This is a genomic window from Aristophania sp. ESL1100, assembly GCF_058511235.1.
In genome coordinates this window covers 759,667-781,085 of record NZ_CP196394.1, presented here as the reverse complement: position 1 = coordinate 781,085, position 21,419 = coordinate 759,667, and the positions used below count along the sequence as shown (strand labels likewise).

General features: G+C 49.4%; 21 protein-coding genes and 1 tRNA gene. 7 read left to right on the top strand and 15 right to left on the bottom strand.

The genetic code is table 11. The features are described from left to right. Positions 1-30: 30 nt before the first annotated feature. The 4 genes from ACSYSY_RS03850 to ACSYSY_RS03835 form a co-directional block, all read right to left on the bottom strand. Complete coding sequence (locus tag ACSYSY_RS03850; RefSeq protein ID WP_491707981.1) at positions 31-963, bottom strand: DNA polymerase III delta subunit-related protein; 933 nt, start codon at positions 961-963, stop codon at positions 31-33. Then, on the bottom strand, positions 960-1,622 hold the full coding sequence (tmk, locus tag ACSYSY_RS03845) for a dTMP kinase (RefSeq protein ID WP_491707980.1): 663 nt from the start codon (positions 1,620-1,622) through the stop codon (positions 960-962). Before tmk ends, ACSYSY_RS03850 begins: the two co-directional genes overlap by 4 nt. Next, positions 1,606-2,841, bottom strand: coding sequence for a D-alanyl-D-alanine carboxypeptidase family protein (locus ACSYSY_RS03840; RefSeq protein ID WP_491708213.1), 1,236 nt, complete (start codon positions 2,839-2,841; stop codon positions 1,606-1,608). Before ACSYSY_RS03840 ends, tmk begins: the two co-directional genes overlap by 17 nt. 93 nt (positions 2,842-2,934) lie before the next feature. Continuing rightward, the gene (locus ACSYSY_RS03835) at positions 2,935-3,966 is read right to left on the bottom strand and encodes a lytic murein transglycosylase (protein ID WP_491707979.1); all 1,032 of its coding nucleotides are present in this window, start codon (positions 3,964-3,966) and stop codon (positions 2,935-2,937) included. Positions 3,967-4,152: 186 nt separating this feature from the next. Here ACSYSY_RS03835 and ACSYSY_RS03830 point away from each other — a divergent pair, with 186 nt between their 5' ends. Beyond that, a complete protein-coding gene (locus ACSYSY_RS03830; protein WP_491707978.1) occupies positions 4,153-4,719 on the top strand; it encodes a DedA family protein in 567 nt (188 codons plus the stop codon). Positions 4,720-4,725: 6 nt separating this feature from the next. Further along, positions 4,726-5,796 carry a D-alanine--D-alanine ligase gene (locus tag ACSYSY_RS03825; RefSeq protein WP_491707977.1) on the top strand — a complete coding sequence of 357 codons (1,071 nt, stop codon included), beginning with the start codon at positions 4,726-4,728 and terminating at the stop codon, positions 5,794-5,796. Positions 5,797-5,798: 2 nt separating this feature from the next. Here the strand turns inward: ACSYSY_RS03825 and ACSYSY_RS03820 are convergent, their stop codons facing one another. Further along, the gene (locus tag ACSYSY_RS03820) at positions 5,799-6,257 is read right to left on the bottom strand and encodes an MlaD family protein (protein WP_491707976.1); all 459 of its coding nucleotides are present in this window, start codon (positions 6,255-6,257) and stop codon (positions 5,799-5,801) included. A gap of 132 nt (positions 6,258-6,389) precedes the next feature. On the opposite strand from ACSYSY_RS03820, the gene ACSYSY_RS03815 reads away from it, so the two are divergent. The 3 genes from ACSYSY_RS03815 to ACSYSY_RS03805 all read left to right on the top strand — a co-directional run bounded on the left by ACSYSY_RS03815 (position 6,390) and on the right by ACSYSY_RS03805 (position 9,154). Beyond that, positions 6,390-7,232: an undecaprenyl-diphosphate phosphatase gene (locus ACSYSY_RS03815; protein ID WP_491707975.1), complete on the top strand. Its 843-nt coding sequence runs from the start codon at positions 6,390-6,392 to the stop codon at positions 7,230-7,232. Between the two features lie 114 nt (positions 7,233-7,346). Continuing rightward, positions 7,347-8,900, top strand: a complete 1,554-nt coding sequence (locus tag ACSYSY_RS03810) for an APC family permease (protein WP_491707974.1) — start codon at positions 7,347-7,349, stop codon at positions 8,898-8,900. A 179-nt stretch (positions 8,901-9,079) separates the two neighbouring features. Next, positions 9,080-9,154, top strand: a tRNA-Met gene (locus ACSYSY_RS03805). Between the two features lie 302 nt (positions 9,155-9,456). Here the strand turns inward: ACSYSY_RS03805 and ACSYSY_RS03800 are convergent. Further along, complete coding sequence (locus ACSYSY_RS03800; protein ID WP_491707973.1) at positions 9,457-9,948, bottom strand: DUF4167 domain-containing protein; 492 nt, start codon at positions 9,946-9,948, stop codon at positions 9,457-9,459. Positions 9,949-10,079: 131 nt separating this feature from the next. Beyond that, a complete protein-coding gene (gene prmC / locus ACSYSY_RS03795; protein ID WP_491707972.1) occupies positions 10,080-10,916 on the bottom strand; it encodes a peptide chain release factor N(5)-glutamine methyltransferase in 837 nt (278 codons plus the stop codon). A gap of 57 nt (positions 10,917-10,973) precedes the next feature. Between prmC and ACSYSY_RS03790 the strand changes: the two genes are divergently transcribed. Further along, positions 10,974-11,453, top strand: a complete 480-nt coding sequence (locus ACSYSY_RS03790; RefSeq protein WP_491707971.1) for a hypothetical protein — start codon at positions 10,974-10,976, stop codon at positions 11,451-11,453. A gap of 4 nt (positions 11,454-11,457) precedes the next feature. Here ACSYSY_RS03790 and prfA read toward each other — a convergent pair whose 3' ends face one another. From prfA to ACSYSY_RS03760, 6 genes are all read right to left on the bottom strand, one after another. Then, a complete protein-coding gene (gene prfA, locus ACSYSY_RS03785) occupies positions 11,458-12,525 on the bottom strand; it encodes a peptide chain release factor 1 (RefSeq protein ID WP_491707970.1) in 1,068 nt (355 codons plus the stop codon). A gap of 21 nt (positions 12,526-12,546) precedes the next feature. Then, positions 12,547-13,785, bottom strand: a complete 1,239-nt coding sequence (gene hisS / locus ACSYSY_RS03780; RefSeq protein WP_491707969.1) for a histidine--tRNA ligase — start codon at positions 13,783-13,785, stop codon at positions 12,547-12,549. Next, positions 13,785-14,924: a flavodoxin-dependent (E)-4-hydroxy-3-methylbut-2-enyl-diphosphate synthase gene (ispG, locus tag ACSYSY_RS03775; RefSeq protein WP_491707968.1), complete on the bottom strand. Its 1,140-nt coding sequence runs from the start codon at positions 14,922-14,924 to the stop codon at positions 13,785-13,787. The genes hisS and ispG overlap by 1 nt, the downstream gene beginning before the upstream one ends. Before the next feature lie 80 nt (positions 14,925-15,004). Next, positions 15,005-16,231 (bottom strand): helix-turn-helix domain-containing protein, encoded by a 1,227-nt coding sequence (locus ACSYSY_RS03770; RefSeq protein ID WP_491707967.1) that lies wholly within the window; start codon positions 16,229-16,231, stop codon positions 15,005-15,007. A 64-nt stretch (positions 16,232-16,295) separates the two neighbouring features. Next, positions 16,296-17,345, bottom strand: coding sequence for an NAD(P)H-dependent flavin oxidoreductase (locus ACSYSY_RS03765; protein WP_491707966.1), 1,050 nt, complete (start codon positions 17,343-17,345; stop codon positions 16,296-16,298). Then, entirely contained in the window at positions 17,342-18,568 is a 1,227-nt protein-coding gene (locus tag ACSYSY_RS03760) for an aspartate kinase (RefSeq protein WP_491708212.1), read from the bottom strand. The genes ACSYSY_RS03765 and ACSYSY_RS03760 overlap by 4 nt, the downstream gene beginning before the upstream one ends. A gap of 202 nt (positions 18,569-18,770) precedes the next feature. On the opposite strand from ACSYSY_RS03760, the gene ubiG reads away from it, so the two are divergent. Beyond that, on the top strand, positions 18,771-19,553 hold the full coding sequence (ubiG, locus tag ACSYSY_RS03755; RefSeq protein WP_491707965.1) for a bifunctional 2-polyprenyl-6-hydroxyphenol methylase/3-demethylubiquinol 3-O-methyltransferase UbiG: 783 nt from the start codon (positions 18,771-18,773) through the stop codon (positions 19,551-19,553). A 14-nt stretch (positions 19,554-19,567) separates the two neighbouring features. On the opposite strand, the gene ACSYSY_RS03750 is transcribed toward ubiG, so the two are convergent. Next, on the bottom strand, positions 19,568-20,812 hold the full coding sequence (locus ACSYSY_RS03750; RefSeq protein WP_491707964.1) for a lactonase family protein: 1,245 nt from the start codon (positions 20,810-20,812) through the stop codon (positions 19,568-19,570). A gap of 105 nt (positions 20,813-20,917) precedes the next feature. Further along, a complete protein-coding gene (locus tag ACSYSY_RS03745; protein ID WP_491708211.1) occupies positions 20,918-21,412 on the bottom strand; it encodes a DUF2147 domain-containing protein in 495 nt (164 codons plus the stop codon). Positions 21,413-21,419: the final 7 nt, after the last annotated feature.

Sequence of the window (21,419 nt, the reverse complement as noted above, 5' to 3'; positions counted from 1 at the left end):
GTGTCAGACATAATCACCAAGTCTATACTCTTACGCTGCAATAAGCGCAAAAGCTTCTCGTAACGTCACTATTTTATCAAGATTATAATGCTCAAGTTTCTGCCATAAACCTGAAAGTTCGGAGTATTTTTCCGCCCATCTGGCAGCCTGCGCCAAATCCCCTTTTTCGAGAGAATGTCTGGCATATCCAGCGACATTCTCAGCCAACTGGTCACAAAAAAGAGCGAATAGCCGGCTATCACGCGCTATCATGGTCATTTTTTGCAGGATGTCACTATCCAGCCGGAAAGAGGGAGACAGGATATGCCTGATCAGAGCGATCATTTCCTGTCTCTGATCCTGGTTCAAAAAAATCATCCGGCCCGGCGAACCATTGGCCTGATCGAGCAGCTCGTCACTCAGCTCCGGCCATAATTTTTTCATCTCCTGATCCGTCAGTGGCGATAAAGAGAGCAGACGGCAGCGGCTTTTCAAGGTCGGCAAAATTCTGCCTGGTGACGCTGTGGTCAAAAACATCACTGTTTTCGGAGGGGGCTCTTCAAGGACTTTCAACAGGGCATTTGCCGCGAAACGATTTAAATATTCCGCACCATCAATAATGACTACGCGCCACCCTCCATCCATCGCTGTCTGATGGAAAAAAGGTTGCACCGGTTGCACGTCGGAAACCGTTATTTCTTTTTTATATTGGTCTTTTTTGCTGTCATATTGCCGGGAAATTTCGAGAAGATCGCCATGTGTGCCCGCCGTGATCCTGCGCCCGGCAGGAGAGGACAGGTCCTCCCCTTTTAGAAGCTTCCGTGCCAGATAATAGGCAAGGCTGGCCTTACCTATCCCCTCCGGACCGGTAATCAGCCAGCCATGATGGAGCCTGCCTGACGCCCATGCTTCCTGAAATTGCTCTATCGCGTCCTGATGGCCGATAATTGTTTCAACAGAACGGGGCTCGGGCAATAAGGTCATTGTCTCTTTTGCAACAGAAGCTCTTTGACTTTACGGTAAATCGGCTCCTGTACATCCTTTTCAGAAGGGGTCGCATCAATCTGGATCATTCTAGCTGTTTCTGAGCTGAAAAGTTCCATAAATCCGTTTCTTGCCCGTTCATGAAAAGCAATTGCCTCCCCCTCATAACGATCAGTCTTTCCACCGCGGCCTTTTACGCGCAGAAAAGCTTCATCGAGAGGCATGTCGAGCCAGAAGGTAACATCGGGCTCACAATTTATGAAACGACGCAGAAATCTGGCGAGCTCCAGAGCTTTTTCATCACCATGGCTCGTTCCATAAGCCTGATAGGCAATTGTCGAATCATGAAAACGGTCACAAATAACGACCTGCCCTTTTGCCAGGGCCGGTCTGATCTTTTTCTCCACATGGTCCAGTCTGGCTGCCATATGAAGGAGGATTTCAGAGCAGGAAGAAAAATCCGCCTCACCGAAAAGAAGCAGGTTTCTGAGTTCCTCAGCCCCTTTTGTTCCCCCCGGCTCCCGCGTGAGAAAAACGCTAAAGCCTTCTTTTTCCAGTCTCTCGGCAAGAAGGCGCGTTTGCGTTGATTTTCCTACGCCTTCATTGCCTTCAAATGTAATAAACAAACCTTCAGAAAGCCTTTTATCGTGAAGGACCATAACCCACTCTGGACATCACACGCCCCATAAATCCTAATTTATCAACACTCTCGCTCAATGCGAGCGGATATTGTTTCTGTGAAGGCAGCCCCGCTACTTTGGGAAAGCTCAAAGTCAGAGTTCCATAGGACTGACCTTGCGTAAGGGGCGGAATAAGGGGCGATTGATAGTCAGTGCTCATAGTGACGCGGTCACGTGCTCCCGTCGGCAGGGTCATGCTGACGGTCTGCATGGCCAGAAGAGAGACTGTTTTATGTGACCCCATCCAGACAGGCACGTTCCCTTCAATAACCTGTCCTTTATGGAAAAATGTAGCCGTCTCAAAATTGGCAAAGGCCCAGGACATAAGGCGTTCGCCTTCCTGCGCACGTTGATTGCTGGAGGCAAGCCCGTTCACGACGACAATCACGCGATTTCCGTCACGTAATGAGCTGGCACAGAGACCGTATCCCCCTGCATCTGTATGACCTGTCTTCAGACCATCAGCCAGCCCTTTATCCACCAGAACGTTACGATTTCCTTGACGGATGCCATTAAAAACGAATTCTTTCTCACCAAAGAAATGGTAATATTGCGGGAAATCATGCGTCAGATGAGCCGCCAGAACAGCAACGTCACGGGCCGTCATATAATGGCCTTCCACAGGCCAGCCGGTCGCATTCATGAAATGAGATCCCGTCAAGCCGAGACGTTGTGCCATTTCATTCATCATGACCGCAAAACGTTCTTCGGACCCGCCTATATGCTCGGCAAGCACGATACAGGCATCATTCCCCGACTGAATCACCATTCCCTGTATGAGATCCTGGACAGAGACTGTCTGGCCAAGAGGAACGAACATTTTGGAGCCTTGCATCCGCCAGGCTTTTTCACTCACAGGGAGCTGCTGGTCCAGATGCAGCCTGCCAGAAGCCAGGAAGGCAAAAACCACATAGGCTGTCATCATCTTTGTCAATGATGAAGGCACCATGTGTACATTGGCTGCTTTTTCCAAAAGAACTGTGTTGGTCGTCGCATTCAGGACATAGGCCCAACGGGCAGGCGTCGGCATAGGACCGAGCAACGTCTGGGCATTATCATCCGCCGAGACCTGAGCTGCCGGCACTGACGCCGCAGATTTCCTGCCATGTGCAGGACGCTTTCGTGCAGCAATAGCATCAAAGGCACATAGGCCCTGACCTGCCCCGACACCCACCGCGAGAGCGGCTGCACCGCTCATAAGAGACCGTCTTGTCTGCACGCTAAATCCTCACTCTTTGCAACATTACCGGATTCCTATCCCGTCATAATCATAATGGCTTGATAGGCTGACTTACTCTCTTAATTCAACTGCTCTCTGACCCAGTATTCCAACTGCCAGAGCATAAAAATCAGACGGGTTATAGGCCCTGATTGCCTTGAAATTCGGATAAAGCAGAAAGGCATCGGTCCCTGCACCATCGGGCTGGATTAATCGCGCCTCAGGGGCCGCCATATTCAAGGCAGAGCCATCCGGTCTTGTCACGCCAAGAGACGCCCATTCACTCACGGGTCGTGACTGAGCCTCCCTGTAACTTTTAGCTACCGGGGCAGAAAAATGTCCGTTTTCGCCCAAAGGAACAGAAACTTCTTCTCCCCATGGCTGGCCATAATGCCACCCTGAACCGCTGATATAATGAGCAATAGAGGCAAATACGTCTGGCTGTGAATTCCAGATATCGCATTTACCGTCCCCATCTCCGTCAGAGCCATAGCGCAAATAGGCACTGGGCATAAATTGCGGCTGCCCCATGGCGCCCGCATAACTGCCCATCATCGCCTCCGGCGCGATATCACCGCGCCCCAGAATCATCAGGGCCTTGATAAGCTCACTTTGAAAGAATTTTTTACGGCGGCTTGCAAAACCCAACGTTGCCAGCGCGTCGACAACGTTGAATTTCCCCTGCGTAATACCAAAAGAGGACTCCAGCCCCCATATTCCCATGATAATTGAGCTGTCACATTGATAATGAGACGCGATCGGGTCCAGCACTGACCTGACCTGACTATAGGTCGTTACACCCTTTGCCAAGCGGTCTCCCCCCAACACCTTTGCACGATATTGCGCCCATGTGAGTGTAAATTCCGGCTGGTGTCTCTGCCGCATAAGAACTTGGGAATTCGGGACTCTCAAGCCCCCCAGAGCCTGCTGGAGAATTGTCTCAGGCACCCCTTGAGCAAGAGCCTGCCTATGCACTGACTGGATGAAATCAGCGTAAGTACCGGTCGCTCCTATGGCAGAATTCCCTGAAGAAACTGCCTTCGCCAGTGCTGGAACAGATAATGTCCCGGCGGTCAGTAGAGTAAGAAAATTCCGTCTTTCCATAAAAATCGCCCTTTCAGGCCTTACAGAATCATGACACTGGACTATAAAGCGAAATCACCTTGAACATCTAGCAGTCTCAAACGTTAACGGCTAGATAGCTTGAACTATATGAATCATTACGGCAGAATTTCCGTACTCTGTCATCGGCCCTCAAATTGGCCCTAAAAACTGGAATGTCACGATCTGGTGTTTAATTTCTCAACCTTTATCGCTTCTCAGTCTCCATGGGTCAAAGCCTTTTCTGTCATAATTGGCACATTTATCCTCGAAGACGTCACAACTGTTCTTGTCGCTATCGCGACGCAGGCACATGAAATTTCGGTCCCTTTAGCCCTTATTGCCCTTTATATCGGCATTGCCGTGGGCGATATAGGGTTGTACGGACTGGGATGGTCAGGGGCCAAATGGCCACGTATCAAACGTTTTCTGACCCTTCCAAGCCAGGCTCAGACTAAAAAATGGTTTGGTCATAATGTTATCAAAATTGTTGGAATCTCACGCTTTATTCCCGGGGCCAGACTGCCTCTCTATACAGCCTGCGGTTTTTACCATGCTCCGTTTGTCGCCTTTGCTCTGACTGCTGTCGTGGCCACTCTGGTATGGACCTCTTTGTTGTTCCTGCTCTCACTACATATTGGTGGCTGGCTTCTGGCGCATAAAGGAGGGTGGCGTTGGGCCGGGCTCATCGGGTTTGTTTTATGTATTTTGGTTATGGGGCGTCTCATCGCTCATTTTCAGAAAGTGAATCGTTAAATCAAAATGTCGCCCACTCTTCCTCAACCACAAGTCAAATCTCTCTCTTTGTTTGAATTCTGGCCTGATACGATTTTTTATACCCCGATTGTCATTTATTGGCTGTTAATGGGTATAAGATACCGTGACTTCACCATTCCAACAGCCGCCAATCCCCGTATCGAAACAGGAGGATTATGTGGAGAAAGCAAAAGCTCCATATTGGATGATGCCGGGCCTCTGGCACAAAATTATATTGCCCCTTACGTTATTTTCCGTAGTGGCAAATCTGCCCTTGGAAACGCCCTATCGGCCATGGAACATGGGAAAATTTCTTTCCCGGTTGTCATAAAACCCGATATCGGCTGTAACGGCACAGGCGTCAAGCTTGTTAAAACCAGAGACGAACTGGCGGAAATTCTACCTCTTTTCCCTGCGAATGTCATGATGATGGCACAGACACTGGTGACCTATCCTCATGAAGCAGGCATTTTTTACATCAGGAAACCTGGCGAGAAAACCGGGCGCATTACCTCTGTTACCTATAAGGAATCTCCTGTTGTTATTGGTGATGGTGCTTCAACCATAAAAGAACTGATCTGCAATGATCCTCGTATGGGGCTCATTCCTCATATCTATCTGCCCAGACTTCAGCAACGCGAACAATTTGTTCTCCCAAAAGGGGAAAGCCTTCACCTTGTTTTTGCAGGAAACCATTGTAAAGGCTCTATTTTTCGTGATGCCCGAGAGGATATAACCCCTGCCCTCAGTCAGCGGATCAACGAAATCATGACGGATATCCCCGATTTTCATTTCGGGCGGATTGACGTCAAATTTGCCTCTATTGATGCTCTAAAAAAAGGGGAAGAGTTTCAGATCATCGAAATTAACGGTGTTGGATCTGAGGCCATCCATATCTGGGATCATAAAACCACCATCTGGGAGGCTTACCGCGCCCAGTTCTATCACTATCGGCAGGCTTTTCTAATCGGCGCGGAGATGAAAAAGAGAGGCTGGAAAAGTTCCGGGCTGTTCTCCCTGCTCCGCTCATGGCTCAAACAGCGCAGACTTCTTGCCTCTTACCCCATGAATGACTGAAGCTAGAGATTGCCGGCCCCGAAAATATAATTACTGATCTGCTGTTCCAGAGATAGCAGGGGGCGGGCATCATTAATCATGCTGCCAGGGGGGAGATGATCATGTTTCTGCCCTGTCAGTAATTGGAGAGCATTATTTCCAGTCAGGGTTGTGGCACCAATTGTAACAGCCGTATCACTGGGGAAATGAAGCGCCTGGTCAACCCCGAACGAAACGATTGCCTTTCCCAGAACCGGATCAAGCGTGATTCCGTAAACACGCCCGACCGGAATGCCGTTCATCACCACATCCGCCCCTGAAGCGAGACCATTGGCTGAAATAAAAGATGCTTTATACTGTGTCAGATCACGCCGATTGATATGACCCTGCTTCAGGCAATAGAGAACAAACCCTAACGTTAGAAGAACAATACCGGCACTGGCGATAAAAGCACCAACCCGTCCTTTTATGATGCTTTGCATAGTACCCTCGAATTTCTACCTGTCCTCTGGTATGTGAGGATTTAAAGTAAAGATGTCCTCAAATCGGGTCAAGCTTATGCTCTACCGGATTGTGAGACTGGTGAAACGCTTCAAAGGGGCAGAAAACAAGGCATGACCTATCTCCAGGCTTTTATTCTTGCACTTGTGCAGGGTGTGACCGAACCATTTCCCGTCAGCAGCCTGGGTCATGCTGTCCTGCTCCCCGGCCTGCTTCATTGGTCTATCGACAAAAATAATGACTTCATGCTGCCTTTTCTGACCATGCTGCATGTCGGCACTCTTATTGCCCTGGCTGGTGTATTCTGGGGCGACTGGATGACGATCCTCAAAGGGCTTGCAGGACGCAATGGTAAAGAAGGCCGTCAGATTGCGCTCAGAATTTGTCTGGCCCTGATCATCGCCACAATACCGGCTGTGATTATTGGCGGTTTGTTCGAGCATAAACTTAGAATCCTGTTTGCCAGCCCGATTATGGTGGCCTGTTTCCTGAGCTTGAATGGTGTTCTGCTGATCGCCACAGAGCAAATTCAGCGCCGTCACCATGAACGGGCTGATCAGGAATTAGGTCACATTACCTTCAAGGACGCTTTAATCATCGGTTTCTGGCAATGTCTGGCCCTGCTGCCAGGTTTTTCACGCTCGGGAGCCACCATGAATGGGGGACTTCTACGCGGATTCAATCACTTTAACGCTGCCAGATTTTCCCTCCTCATGGCCCAGCCTGTTATTTTAGCGGCAACCGCCAAGGAAGCCTGGGAAATGAGACATGTCAGCCTCCATTCCCAAATTGTGTATCAGTCTCTTTTGGGAGCGATCGTCGCAGGGATTGCTGCGCTTATATGCTCAAAATTACTTCTCCATTTCTTCCATAAAACAGACCAGCAGGCCCTGACTCCCTTTGGAATTTACTGCTTATGTGTCGGAATTGGGGCAATTCTTTTCCTTTCCTTGTAATCTTTTCCTTCCCTTCCCTCTATTTCATCGCTAACTAGAGGGAATCATTACATAAATGCTGAAACCCGCCTTCTGTCTCAGGAGGCTTTTTTCATTGTTGAGACACACTATTTTATGACCTCTCCTGCTTCCCCTGTCCCGTCAAAGAATAATTCACGGCGCAAGACACTGGCGCAATTAACAGCAGAATCACAAAGTCACGGCTTGAAACGAAAGCTGACTGCCTTGCAACTTCTGCTGATCGGTGTCGGGACAACGGTGGGAGCAGGTATTTATGTCATGACCGGTACGGCCGCAGCAGAATATGCTGGCCCTTCTGTTCTGCTCTCTTTTCTGGTTGCCGCGCTGGCCTGTTTGTTTACGGCCCTCTCCTATGGGGAACTGGCATCGACATTTCCTGTTTCAGGATCGGCTTATTCCTATGCCTATATTTCCATGGGTGAAAAAGTGGCCTGGACCGTCGGTTGGCTGCTTTTGCTGGAATATGGCATATCCTGCACCGCCGTTGCATCAGGCCTTTCAGGCTACGCAACCTCTCTGATCGAGACATTCGGCATCCATATTCCGGATTATCTGCACCATTCGACCATACAGCCTGTCCCCGGCTCTGATGGAACCGCGCTCTCTTTTGACTGGCGTTTTGACGTGATCGGCTTTGCCGCAACAATGCTCATTACCTGGCTTCTGGTCAGAGGCGTTGAAGAAACAGCAAAGTTCAACTCACTCGTCGTGTTCATCAAGGTTGGTGTTCTCTTCATCTTTATGATTGTTGGCCTTAAAACCCTTAATCCAGCAAACTGGCACCCATTCATTCCACCTTCAAAAGGGAATTTCCATTTTGGAGTTGCCGGGATTTTCAGGGCCGCTTCAACGATATTTTATGCCTATGCCGGCTTTGAAGCTGTCTCCACTGCCTCTTCAGAAGCCCGAAACCCGACCCGTGACATCCCCCTCAGCATTATCGGCAGTCTGATTATCTGCACGCTGATTTATGTTGCCGTAGCAGCCGTCCTGCTGGGTGTTGTCCCTTATCAGCAGCTTGATGTTGCCGATCCTATTGCCGTGGCTACCCGCATCATGCATGAGCCATGGCTGGCCCTTCTGGTCAATCTTGGAGCAACGATTGGTTTATGCTCCGTTCTGTTAGGGCTGATGTACGGACAATCCCGAATTTTATTGACAATTGGCCATGACAGGTTGATTCCAAAAATTTTCTGCCAGATTCATCCGAAATTCCGGACGCCCTGGATTGGAACAATCATTATGGGGCTGCTGATTGGGCTCATGACCGCAACAATGCCGATTGATATTATCAGTGACCTTGTGTCCATAGGAACAGCTACCGCCTTTGGTATTGTCTGTTTTACGGTCATCTGGCAGCGCAATAAGGACCCAGAAACACCTCGTCCTTTCAAGGTCCCTCTGGGAGGGATACGCATCAAAGGCGTATGGATCGGCTTTATTCCTGCTCTGGGGATCGGTTTTTGCGGTATTATGAGCTTTCCGCTTCTGGCAAATATGGTGCACTCTCTCGCGGGCGGGAATCCTGTTCCTGTAATCCTGCTCACTCTTTATTGCGCTCTGGGACTGCTCACCTACGTCTTTTATGGACGCAAGAATTCCACAATGGCGCCAAAAATAGATAGTTCTTCACCTGAAAGATCATAACAGGAGTCCACTCTCTGATTTCGCTTAGTCCCTGCTGAAATCAGAGAGTGCGCAACAGATTGTAACAAAAGAAAAAAGAGCGTTAAAAAAACTGAATTCCCGCCTTAATAGACGTTGACACTAACCGCTTACTAGCTTAGAAAGCCACTCAACGTTTCAGGGAACACCAGAAACAGAATGGCGGCGTAGCTCAGTGGTAGAGCAGGGGAATCATAATCCCTTGGTCGGCGGTTCAAATCCGTCCGCCGCTACCAGTAAATTATTACTTCCACGAAATAATTTACCACCTTTCTTCAGTTAATGAAGAGCGTTTTTTTCAGTCAGCTTTAAACGAACTATCAAGCCTGCTCATAGGGCCTTCTTTCCAGGCTTGTGCCTATGAGAACCGCAAAGCGTCTCAATAAGACGGCAAAGTGCTTTATTTTATCAGGCTATTGAGGGATCTCCCAGCTTAGGCCGGAACCTTGTGGGAGATCTTGCTTTAAAAGGGATTCATAGAACCCCGGATTTAAGGCCGAACATTGCCGGCACAATATATAATTTTGCTACAGAAACATCAGTCCTCTGACTGAGTGTCATCTGACTCTTCGTCCTGCTGCTGTTCCTGTTCGACGTCAGACTGTTGTTCTTCCTCTACCTCTTCACGTCTCTCGCGCGACAAAGCCTCACGGCGCCCTCCCTGACGGCCCTGTTCATAAGAGCGCTGACGCTCAGCACGCTCCTGCTGGGCTGTCTGAGCCGCCAGATTCATCGCATTGAGGGTACGGAAATAATGTTCAGCATGCTGGAAATAGGCCTCAGCCTGAATACGGTCACCCGTTCCAGTCGCATCTCTTCCTAATTGCAGATATTTCTCAAAAAGCTGCTGAGCTGTACCGCGGACGCGCAAATCAGGACCATTGCTTTCAAAGACATGGTTCCGGTTAAGAGGTACCTGACCAGCCCCATGGCGCGAGGCTCCACTGCCACTTCCTGCGCGATGGTGACGGCTTCTCATACGCTTCATATCATTCTTACCCGCTAATGTCTGGTTTATCGGTTTTTTCATTTTGCAGTCTTTCTTGACCTCTCAGGCTATATAGCTCTCAGGCCGGAACTCTCATTTCTTTCAAAAGAGACATTACAGGGAAAAATATTTTCACCCGGTTGACTTGGGTTCTCTTACCAATTTTGGAACTGTTAGCCAATATTTTTATTCGCCTTCTCCAGAACAAGTGCCCGCTCTATTCCCGCGAGGTCAGTTTTGACCAGACGTTTTTTCAACCCGTTTCCTACTGCGATTTCAGTCACGGCCGCTTCCTGCCCCTGCCCTAATTCGAAAATAATACAGCCTTCATCTTCAAGATAATCCGGCAAGGTCGCGCATAAAATCCTATAGGCATCCAGACCATCCCGACCTCCATCCAAAGCTCTATGGGGTTCATAACAGGTGACTTCCGGCATAAGATCGGCCATCACATCGTGCTCGATATAAGGGGGATTGGAGAGAATAACATCAAAGCGGCCCTGAACCTTTTCTGCCCAGGATGATTGTATGAAATTCGCGCGCTGATCCAATTGATTCAATACCGCATTATGACGCGCCAATAAAACAGCCTCTTCGTTAATATCTACCCCCAGCCCCGTTGCATTTTTATATTCGCTCAAGGCTGAAAGTAAAAGGCAGCCCGTACCAGTTCCCATATCCAGAATGGTTTTAACAGTCGGGCGCACCGGTCGAACCTCCAGCAATGCTTCAATCAGGCTCTCACTATCCTCTCTGGGAATAAGCGTTGCTGGTGAAACCTCAAAATCAAGAGTCCAGAATCCTTTCCGACCTGTGATAAAAGCCAGTGGCTCCCGTTTCATACGACGTGCTAATGCTTTTTTGAATGAAATTACGTCATTTTGCGAAAGAGTCTCACAACGCCATAAAGTAAGTGGATCACATTTTAAAATATTCTGTAAAAGTAATGAGACGTCGCGTTGCGGTTCTTCAATCCCGGCTTGCAGTAATTGCTCTGCAGCCCAATTCATGAGTTGTTTTTTACTGGTCATTTGCAGCATACTTACCAAAGGTTAAAAGAGGTCCTTATGAAGTGTCTAAATCTTGTTGCCTTAGGTCTTGTCATCATAGGAAATGTCTCTTTCGGGACATGTTTCTCACAGGCAGCCACGCAGATTAATGGCCCGACCGGTGGCAGTTTCACAGTTCTCGACCGTCGAGCTGAAGACGAAATTTCTGAAATCTCACGGCTGTACGTTAATGGCACATTAGTGGCAACTTTCTCACTTTCGATCAACCACGACAGTCAGGAAGTCACCGTCCCGGTTCCATTAGGACGGATCGATGTTCCTTACGTCCTGTGTGGAGAAATCACTATCAGCCATAATGGCCATATAGAAACCCACAGTGTGAGCAGTGACGGGACCCTTCACAACCCTGATGGCCACGCCTATGAGGCCATCGGTGCCGAGAATTTCACCGATTTTTACCTCATTGATTATGATGACCCCTATTCGGCCACCCATAAATCAGGGCGCTCGCGGCTATGCTCACTGCCAACAAGTTAAGTAATCAGGCTTTGAAACCCTCAGCGGCCAATAACTCAGTCTGCTCATGTTGGGTCAGTGCATCGACAATTTCATCAAAATCACCGGCCATAATCTGAGCAATTTTATAAAGGGTCAGATTTATGCGGTGATCTGTCACACGACCTTGAGGGAAGTTATAGGTCCGGATACGTTCTGAACGATCGCCCGTTCCCACCTGAGCTTTACGATTCGCAGCGCGGTCATTGTGAGCTCTCTGACGCTCTGATTCATACAGCCTGGAGCGTAGGATTTTCATAGCCTTTTCACGGTTACGGTGCTGACTGCGTTCCTCCTGCATGGCAACCACCACACCCGTTGGCAAATGGGTAATACGCACGGCACTTTCTGTTTTATTCACGTGCTGCCCCCCAGCACCCGATGCTCTATAAACATCTATGCGGAGATCTTCATCATTAATCGTGACATCAACCTCTTCTGCCTCAGGCAACACAGCAACGGTCACGGTCGAGGTATGAATACGCCCCTGGCTCTCAGTCGCAGGGACACGCTGGACACGATGAACCCCTGATTCATATTTCAGTCTGGCAAACACGCCGGCCCCTGAAATGGTCGCAACGCCTTCTTTAAGCCCTGCCAACTCACTTTCAACAAGGCTCATGACCTCAAAACGCCATCCATGTTTTTCAGAAAAGCGACGATAAGCGTCAAAAAGCTCTGCTGCAAAAAGAGCCGCTTCATCACCGCCTGCCGCCGGTCTAATCTCAAGAATGGCACTACGCTCATCAGCGGCATCCTTCGGCAGAAGAGCCAAATGCATGGCATGTTCTAAAGCCGGAAGAACTTCAGACACTTCGCGAATCTCTGCTTCAGCCAGGTCTTTTAACTCAGGATCAGCCAGAAGAAGCTGCGCCTCATCCCTGCGGGTAACGGCATCCTGCCAGGCTTTTATCGCCGCAACCGGCCCTTCAAGGGCTGCATAGTCACGTGAAAGGCGGGTAAACTCTTCCCCGCTACTTTCACCTGAAGACATAAGTGCCTGTAACTCTTCAAAACGAGCAATGATCTGCTCAAGGCGATGATCAACTGACAAAAAACCGGGTCCCTATATTTATTACCGCTTCAGCGTCTCAATAAGCTGCGTCCGAGGCACTTCCACCTGTTCACGCTGCTTTAAATCACGAAGTTGAACAACACCGCGCTCTATATCCTCATCGCCTATAAAGACAGCCTGCGTTGCACCAGATTGCAAAACACGATCCATGCGTTTTTTAAGAGCACCACGTGTTTCAAGAGAGGTGACAAACCCAGCCTGACGGATCTGACGCGTCAGAGAAATGGCTTCCATAAGGGCTTTATCACCCATTGGAAGAACAGCAACGCCTTCTTTCTCCGCTTCAGCCAACGTCATTAAAGAGGAAAGACGCTCAATTCCGGCAGCCCATCCAATCGCAGGAACGCAAGGCCCTCCCATTTCCTCGACCAGCCCTTCATAACGCCCTCCGGCAAGGACAGTCCCCTGAGCGCCGAGCTCTGTCGTCACAAATTCAAAGGCCGTATGACTGTAATAATCGAGCCCGCGCACAATACGGGGATTTTCAACAAAACTGACACCAAAGGCGGTCAGATATTGCTTTAATTCATCCCAGAATTGTTTTGAAGAATCATTGAGGTAGTCTGCGTATAAAGGAGCATCCGCAAGAAACTGTTTATCTTTTTCAGATTTGCTATCAAGAATCCGTAGGGGATTCGCTTCAAGCCTGACCTGACTTTCTTCTGACAGAGCGTCCTTATGCTGACGGAAATAGGCAATCAGAGCCTCTCTCCATGCCTGGCGGCTTTCCAGATCGCCCAGCGTGTTCAGCTCCAGCGTCACATTGCCCGTCAGCCCCAGAGAGGCCAGAAAATCCTGGGCCATAACAATGGTCTCAGCATCTCTGAGAGGGCCATCCGCTCCAAGGAATTCTGCCCCAATCTGGTGGAATTGACGGAAACGTCCTTTTTGCGGCCGCTCATAGCGGAACATGGGGCCGTGATAAAAGACCTTCTGCGGCAATGATTGCGTCAATGAATTGGAGACAAGCGCACGACAGACCGCAGCTGTGCCTTCCGGCCGCAAAGTCAGGCTATCGCCGCCCCTGTCCTGGAAATTGTACATTTCCTTTGAAACGACGTCTGATGTTTCACCCAATGAACGGGCAAAAACGCGCGTATCTTCAAAAATGGGGGTCGCCCATTCTGAAAACCCATAACGACGCAGCACATCTCTGGCCGTATCAACAATATGAGCGTAACGACGCATATCTTCACCAAGAAGATCATGCGTCCCGCGTGGTGGCTGTAAACGTGACATCAGTGACCTGCAACGCTCCCGGCTTCACCTTGTGCCGCTTTTTCTTTTTCCAAAGCGGCAACCCGCTCTTCAACCAGCTCCACGACATGATCAATCATATCATTGGCAGGAATTGTGTGGTCCTGCTTGCCGGCCATATAAACCATATGGCGCCCCTGGCCACCGCCTGTAACACCGACGTCAGTCATAAGAGCCTCGCCCGGCCCATTCACAACACACCCAATGATCGAAAGCGTAAGGGGCGTTTTGATATGCTGTAGACGATCTTCAAGGGTTTGAACGGTTTCAACAACATTAAAACCCTGTCGAGCACAGGAGGGGCAGGAAATAATTTTCACACCACGATGACGCAAGCCGAGGGATTTAAGAATATCCCACCCAACCAGCACTTCTTCTTCAGGAGGGGCTGAAAGAGAGACACGCATCGTATCGCCAACACCTGCCCAGAGCAGATTACCTAGTCCAATGGAAGATTTAACCGTTCCGGCGCGCTTTGATCCCGCTTCTGTAATGCCAATATGAAGTGGATGGTCACAGCAATCAGCCAGCTGCTGATAGGCTGCTACAGCCATAAACACGTCAGACGCTTTTACGCTGATCTTGAATTCATGAAAATCGTGATCCTGAAGGATCTTTGCATGTTCCAGAGCACTTTCAACCAGAGCGTCGGGGTTGGGCTCCCCATATTTTTCCAGCAGATGCTTTTCCAGAGAGCCGGCATTCACCCCGATACGGATGGAACATCCATGCTCACGAGCGGCATTAACAACTTCACGCACACGCTCTGCACTGCCAATATTCCCGGGATTAATACGCAGACATGAAGCGCCTGCCTGAGCTGCTTCAATAGCTCTTTTATAATGGAAATGAATATCGGCAACGATCGGCACATTCACTTCTTCAACGATGGTTTTCAGAGCCTTCGTGCTTTCCTCATCAGGGCAGGAAACGCGTACGATATCAACTCCGGCCATTTCCGCTTTACGAATCTGGGCAATCGTCGCTTCAATATCGGTCGTAAGAGTATTTGTCATCGTCTGGACTGATATGGGAGCATCGCCCCCAACAGCCACTTTACCAACATGTATCTGGCGAGATTTACGGCGTTCAATATATTGATAAGGACGATAACTGCTCATGAACAACCTTTCTGAGTCAGAATGAAAGACTCATAAATCGATAAAGAATATAAGGCCAAAACTGCCAAACTGTTTTTTATTTAATGCTTCTGACCAGTTTGTTCCAGATTTTTTGGTCCAGTCTGTAAAACATTATTGGGCCCGACAGATTGGACCGAGCGATCAGGTGGTGAATCTGTATGGCCAAAAGTACCACCTATAATGCCTTCGGCAGTGACTGAAATATTCCGTCTGACCTGCCCTGGCTTCCCTAATGGAGCACTGGTGACATTACCCGCTTTCATAACGACACCAGAGGCATTCCCGGCGGTAATGATATAAGGCGCAGCCCCGCCATCCCCATTCCAATTCTCTCCTGCTTTGAACACCCGTTCCTCGATCACTTTTCCGCTATGATCGGCAATTTTCACCCAACTATCCTGCGTGAAGTGAAGCTGGACGGCATGAGCAGGCACTTCGCCGGAATTAACCACCGGTTCTGAAGGTTTCGGAAATTGTGATTCTGTTGTCTGCGCTGGCGCAGATTCCTCAAAGGGAGATTTCTGTTGTTGAACCTCAGGATCTGCCGGAGCGGCAACAGATGGCGACGTTGATGCCTGAGGGGATGGCGCCTGTGGCGTAGACGCCTGAGAGGAAGGAGCCTCAGGAGTCTCCTGGTTAGTCTCCTGCCCTGTTGACGGTTCCTCTACAAGCTGCGTCGCAGAATTATCAGCACTATCTTCGTTCACCACATTAGCGGGGCCCGAGTCCGAATCAGAGGAAGAGGCTGCATTATCGTCCCCTTCTCCCTCGCTGTCTCCTTCAGAAGACCCAGGAGATTGTGGCCCGTCATTGCTGGTATTATCGACCAGCAGGGCCGTATCAGCCTTTTGGGCACCATCTTCATCATGAGAGGAAAAATGGTACCATCCGATATAAGCGGCCAGAACGACGATTAAACCGCTCGTGATCAAAACCCATTTCGGCAATGACCGCTCTGCTGCGGCTGCCTGCGGAAAGTCAAGCTGAGGCGCTTCCTCGCTTTGTTTAGCTCCTGCTGCTGCGAGTTCACGTTTAAAAGCCGCAATAACCTTGTCAGCGTCAAGCCCCATTAAAACGGCATAATTCCTCAGAAAACCAATCGCATAGACGTGACCAGGCAGCGCTTTGTAATCACTTTGTTCGAGAGCCTGCAAGAGGCTCAAACGGATCCGTAAATGATCGGCAATATTCTGTTCATCCCATCCCAATTCTTCACGCCGTTTACGCAGAACAGTGCCTATAGCGATCTGTACAGTCGGTCTTTCCTCGGGTTTGGGTCCATGCATATCAGCAATCTCTCTATAACAAGGCGGAGAAAAACAGTAAAAATGATCCTACGTATCACTCTCCTTACTCAGAGCGGTTTTCTCTCACTTCCAGGGCTTCTATCGCCTGGTCAATCAGCATCTTTATAATCTCGGCAACAGGCCTGATCTCCTTGACCATACCCACAGATTGTCCGGCCATCATAGAACCGTTTTCAATATCGCCTTCAATTACGGCTTTTCTGAGAGCCCCTGCCCAGAAATGTTCAATTTCCAGCTGAGCGGCTTCGCGCTCAATAACACCTTGCTTGAATTTCTCAACAGTATCGGCCTGATGCTGCATGAAATGACGGCTTGCCGTATTGACCAGACCACGAACCGGAATTACCGGGAAACGCTCATCAAGCTGCACTGACATCGCCGCATCTCTGGCATTTGCCCGCTTGAAGGCTGCTTTGAAATTGGGGTGAGCAATACTTTCCGTTGAAGCGGCAAAAAGAGTTCCAAGCTGTGCCCCGGCTGCGCCCATTTCCATATAAGACAGAATGGCATCACCCCGGCCTAAACCACCAGCAACGAAAACGGGAACATCGTTGATATAAGGCAGTATTTCCTGAGCCAGAACATTCAAGGAAACCGGGCCAACATGTCCCCCTGCTTCTGATCCCTCAATAATAAGGGCTTCAATCCCCAATTTAACGAGGCGTTTTCCTAAAGCAAGAGCCGGTGCAAACCCGATAGCCCGCGCACCACCATCGCGCACACGCCGGATGGTGGCACCGGTAGGAACCCCACCGGCAAGAACGATATGTGATACATTCTGCGCAAGACAGACATCCACAAGTTCATCCAGTCTCGGATGCATGGTGATCAGGTTCACCCCGAAAGGACGGTTCGTCAAACCTTGAGTGGCGATAATCTCCTCTTCCAGCCGTTCAGGTGTCATCGCGCCACAGGCAATCACACCGAAACCACCAGCATTGGAAATTGCCGAGACAAGATGACGCTCACTCACCCATGACATGGCCCCACCGAGAATCGCGACATCACTCCCCAGAAATTCACACCCACGCTCTGAGAGCTGTGAGAAAATCCGGCGAGCTTTTTCCTGCTTATCCACCGCTGAGTCATTCATGAATAGTCTTCCTTTTCAGCATCAAGTCCATAAGCAGCATGTAATGCCCGCATGGCCAGTTCAGTATATTCTGCATCTATTAATACAGAAATTTTTATTTCGCTTGTGGAAATTACCTGAACATTTATACCACGTTCAGCTAATGTTCTGAACATTGTCGCCGCAACGCCAGTATTAGAGCGCATTCCTACGCCAACGACACTGATCTTTACAACATCATGTGACGTTTCCAATCCCTTATAGGGGATTTCCTTACGCAACTCTTCAAGAAGCTGACAGGCTTTACGTTCATCACCTTTACTGACTGTAAAGGTCATATTGGTCGCCTGATCAACGCCGATACTCTGCACAATCATATCAACATTAATACCGCTTCCGGCCAGACCGCCGAAAATAGCGGCCGCAACACCAGGCCTGTCGGGAACGTCGCGAAGGCTGATTTTTGCTTCATCTCTGGAATAGGCAATGCCTGCCACAAGTCCTTTTTCCATGCCCTCATCCTCATCTACAACAATTGTGCCGCTTTTATCGTCTGTCTGATCAAATGATGACAGGACCCGAACTTTCACTTTCTCTCTCATCGCCAGGGCAACACTGCGAGTCTGCAAAACCTTTGCACCCACTGATGCCAGTTCAAGCATCTCTTCATATGTGATGCGGTCAAGCCGTCTTGCTTTTGTTACAATTCTGGGATCCGTTGTATAAACCCCGTCAACATCAGTATAAATATCGCATTGGTCAGCGTGAATGGCCGCTGCAAATGCCACCGCAGAGGTATCAGAGCCGCCGCGGCCCAATGTGGCAATCCTGCCGGCCCGGTCAACACCCTGAAAACCGGCAATCACCGGGATAATGCCCGCTTCAAGACAGGAAAGAATCGCCTGCCCCTCCACGCTTTCAATCGCTGCCTTGCCATGTGCCTCATCAGTGATAAGCGGAACCTGCCATCCCTGGAAAGAACGGGATTTCAAGCCCAGACTGTTTAATGCAATGGCGACCAATCCGCTCGTGACCTGCTCACCCGTTGCCACGACAGCATCATATTCTTCCAACGCCGGTGCCGGGTCGAGATCATGGCAATATTTCACCATCTGGTTGGTGACACCTGCCATGGCAGAGACAACAACAGCAACGCGGTTCCCGCGCTCATATTCAGTTTTAATCTTCTGGGCAACATTGCGAATACGGTCAAGGTCCCCGACAGACGTGCCGCCAAACTTCATGACGATTGTACGAGAACGATGTGTGAGATTATGATCCGAAAGGCTGCCAGGATCATCCTGAGAGGGATCAAGCGTGGACATTAGAACATTAGCTCCGATACATACATATTTTCTGCACAGAAAGATTTATGACATACCCATCTTGTCATGTCCCGTCCAGCAATGCTCTTAAGCAATGTAAATTTTATTGAAAGAATGAGCCATGAATGATACACCCCGAGCCGATTCTGCTACGGTTTTCAAACAGGCTGACTCTTCGGTCGTGCCAGAAGAAATTGAACATTTCAGCGCGTTGGCAGAAGAATGGTGGAACCCCAAAGGCCCTATGGCCCCTTTGCATGCCATGAATCCCGTCCGCACGGAATGGGTCAAAAAAAAATTGGCTTCTGCCTGTTCATCTTCTCCTCTCACCTTGCTTGATATTGGATGCGGTGCCGGCCTTGCCAGCGAAAGTTTTGCGAGATTGGGCTTTGATACGTCAGGTGTTGATGCCAGTGAAAAGGCTATTGAAGCAGCCAAGGCCCATAAAGAGCTCTTTCCCCTTCCCGCCTCAGCGGCTCCCCTCTCTTACCATCACGGCAATGCTGAACGCCTCGTGCAGGAGGGCAGAAGCTTTGATGTGGTTTGTGCGCTCGAAATTATTGAACATGTCAGAGATCCCGAAGAATTTCTTCGCCTGCTTTATGCACTGACAAAAGAAAATGGACATGTTGTGATTTCGACCATGAACCGGACGATCCGTTCATTCCTCATGGCCAAACTGGGTGCTGAATATCTGCTGCGAATGCTTCCTGTCGGAACACATCAATGGCAGAAATTTATCAAACCTGTTGAACTGGACCATATGGCCAGTCAGGCCGGGTTACGCCTTACCAACATCAGTGGGCTTTCCTATCACCCACCCCGTTGGCAAGAAAGTCGCGATCTGAGTGTGAATTATATCGCGCTTTTTTCTAAAAATCAGCTTTCACCAAAGGGCAGATGATTACGGCTCTTTCCTCACGTATCTCTCGTTAAAAAAGCAAAACTCGTGGGGCTGCCAACCGCTGTGAAATGATTTGTAAAAAGAAGCGTTCCTCTATCGCGATCCACACGGAAAGAGGTCACGGCATCGGAACGCTGATTGGCACAAAAAAGGAAGTTCCCACTGGGGTCAAACATCATGGCACGGCCATAATCAGCATGCATCCAGACCTGATCCTTCTGCACTAAGGTGCCATCCTGCCCCACGTCGAAAACTGCCAGAGAATCCCCCAGGCGATTTGAAACATAAACATGTTTCCCATCGCCAGAGAGCAAAATCTCAGCTGCCAATGTGGACCCCTTGAAGTGAGAGCTGACCGTGCTGACCGTCTGCACAACAGAAAGAGCTCCTGTTGAAGGGTTAAACTGGCAGACATTTACTTTTGAATCCTGCTCGCACAGATTGTACATAATCCGCCCTGAATGATCGAAAACAAAATGCCTGGGCGCAGACCCCGGTGTCATATCGAAATAAGGTGTTTTGGCTGGTATTAATTTCCCGCTCTTAAGATCGAGCGTTGAGATATAAACACGATCCAGCCCGGCATCATTAACAATGACGTAACGGCCACTGGGGTCAGTATCCACCATATGCGGATGGGGCCCACTATGATCGGAAACGGCAAAATTACCAGGAGGATTATCTGCAGCTCTATCGGGTTGGCGTGGCCCTGAATTATGTACGACATCTGTCGCATCACCCAATGAGCCATCGTCTTTTATGGGAAGGACACCGACCGAACCGCCAACATAATTAGCCACCAGGACATATTTCCCGGAAGGATGCACGCTTAAATGGGCCGGGATTGCGCCACCTGAACTGACACTATTCAGCTTAACGAGTGTGCCTGTACGCTTATCAACGGAAAAAGCCGTGACACAACCATGCCCTTCCTTGTTAAAATCATCAATCTCGCTGAGGGCGTAAAGAAATCTGGAATCTTTAGACAAGGTTATGAAAGAGGGACTGGCAATATCCGTAAAATTGGTAATAAGCGTCAAAAGGCCCGTTTCCCGGTCCATTTCGAAAACTGAAATCCCTGTACCATTTCCCTCACTATTGGGAGGGCCATGCTTGGTATAGCCTCCCACAAAGCATAAAATCCCTGAACCCGTGTCATCAGCCAAGGCCCGTTTATTTCCGATGACAGAGGCGGTGGACAAAGCGCCTATCGCCGTCAGACCGAGAGTAAAATGACGTCTGGAAATCCCATTTCTCATAGATTCTTTACTCCCTTTTTATGCTCTTGCTGAAAAATTATAGCCGTCAGGCTCTTCCTTATGCTGGAAAGAGCCAGGCTGTCTGGTTTCAGATGGAGAACGGCTTTATCTTTTCATAACCATACGGCAATTGGCCCCAATTGGCGGCCCATTATAACGCGTCCATTCCTGTGTCTGACCAAAAAGAGGGAGCAGCACATAGCCATGCAGACGCAATATACCGTCTTTACCCAATTTCAGGCGGGCGCCATATTGTCTCCCTGATCTTGGATCAAGAATATTCCCATGCCAGGCACCATCCTTATCGCGCTTGAGATCCTGCATCATGGTCAGACCACATTGCGAACGTCCCCAATGATCCACAGGGGGATTGGCTTCAGTATAATCCAGCCCGACCAACCAGCCACAAAGGCGCACTTCACCAGCTTTTTCACTCGAAGCGCAGGGGGCAAGATAAAAGATGCCATCTTTCGATTCGACGAGCCAATAACCTTGTTCAGGAATTGCAGAAGGCGCCGCTGGTGCCCCCTTTCCATAAGAAAGGAACGCACCAAACACAAACAGACCGAGAAGCCCTGTAAAACAGAAGCGTCTCAGCACCGCCAAG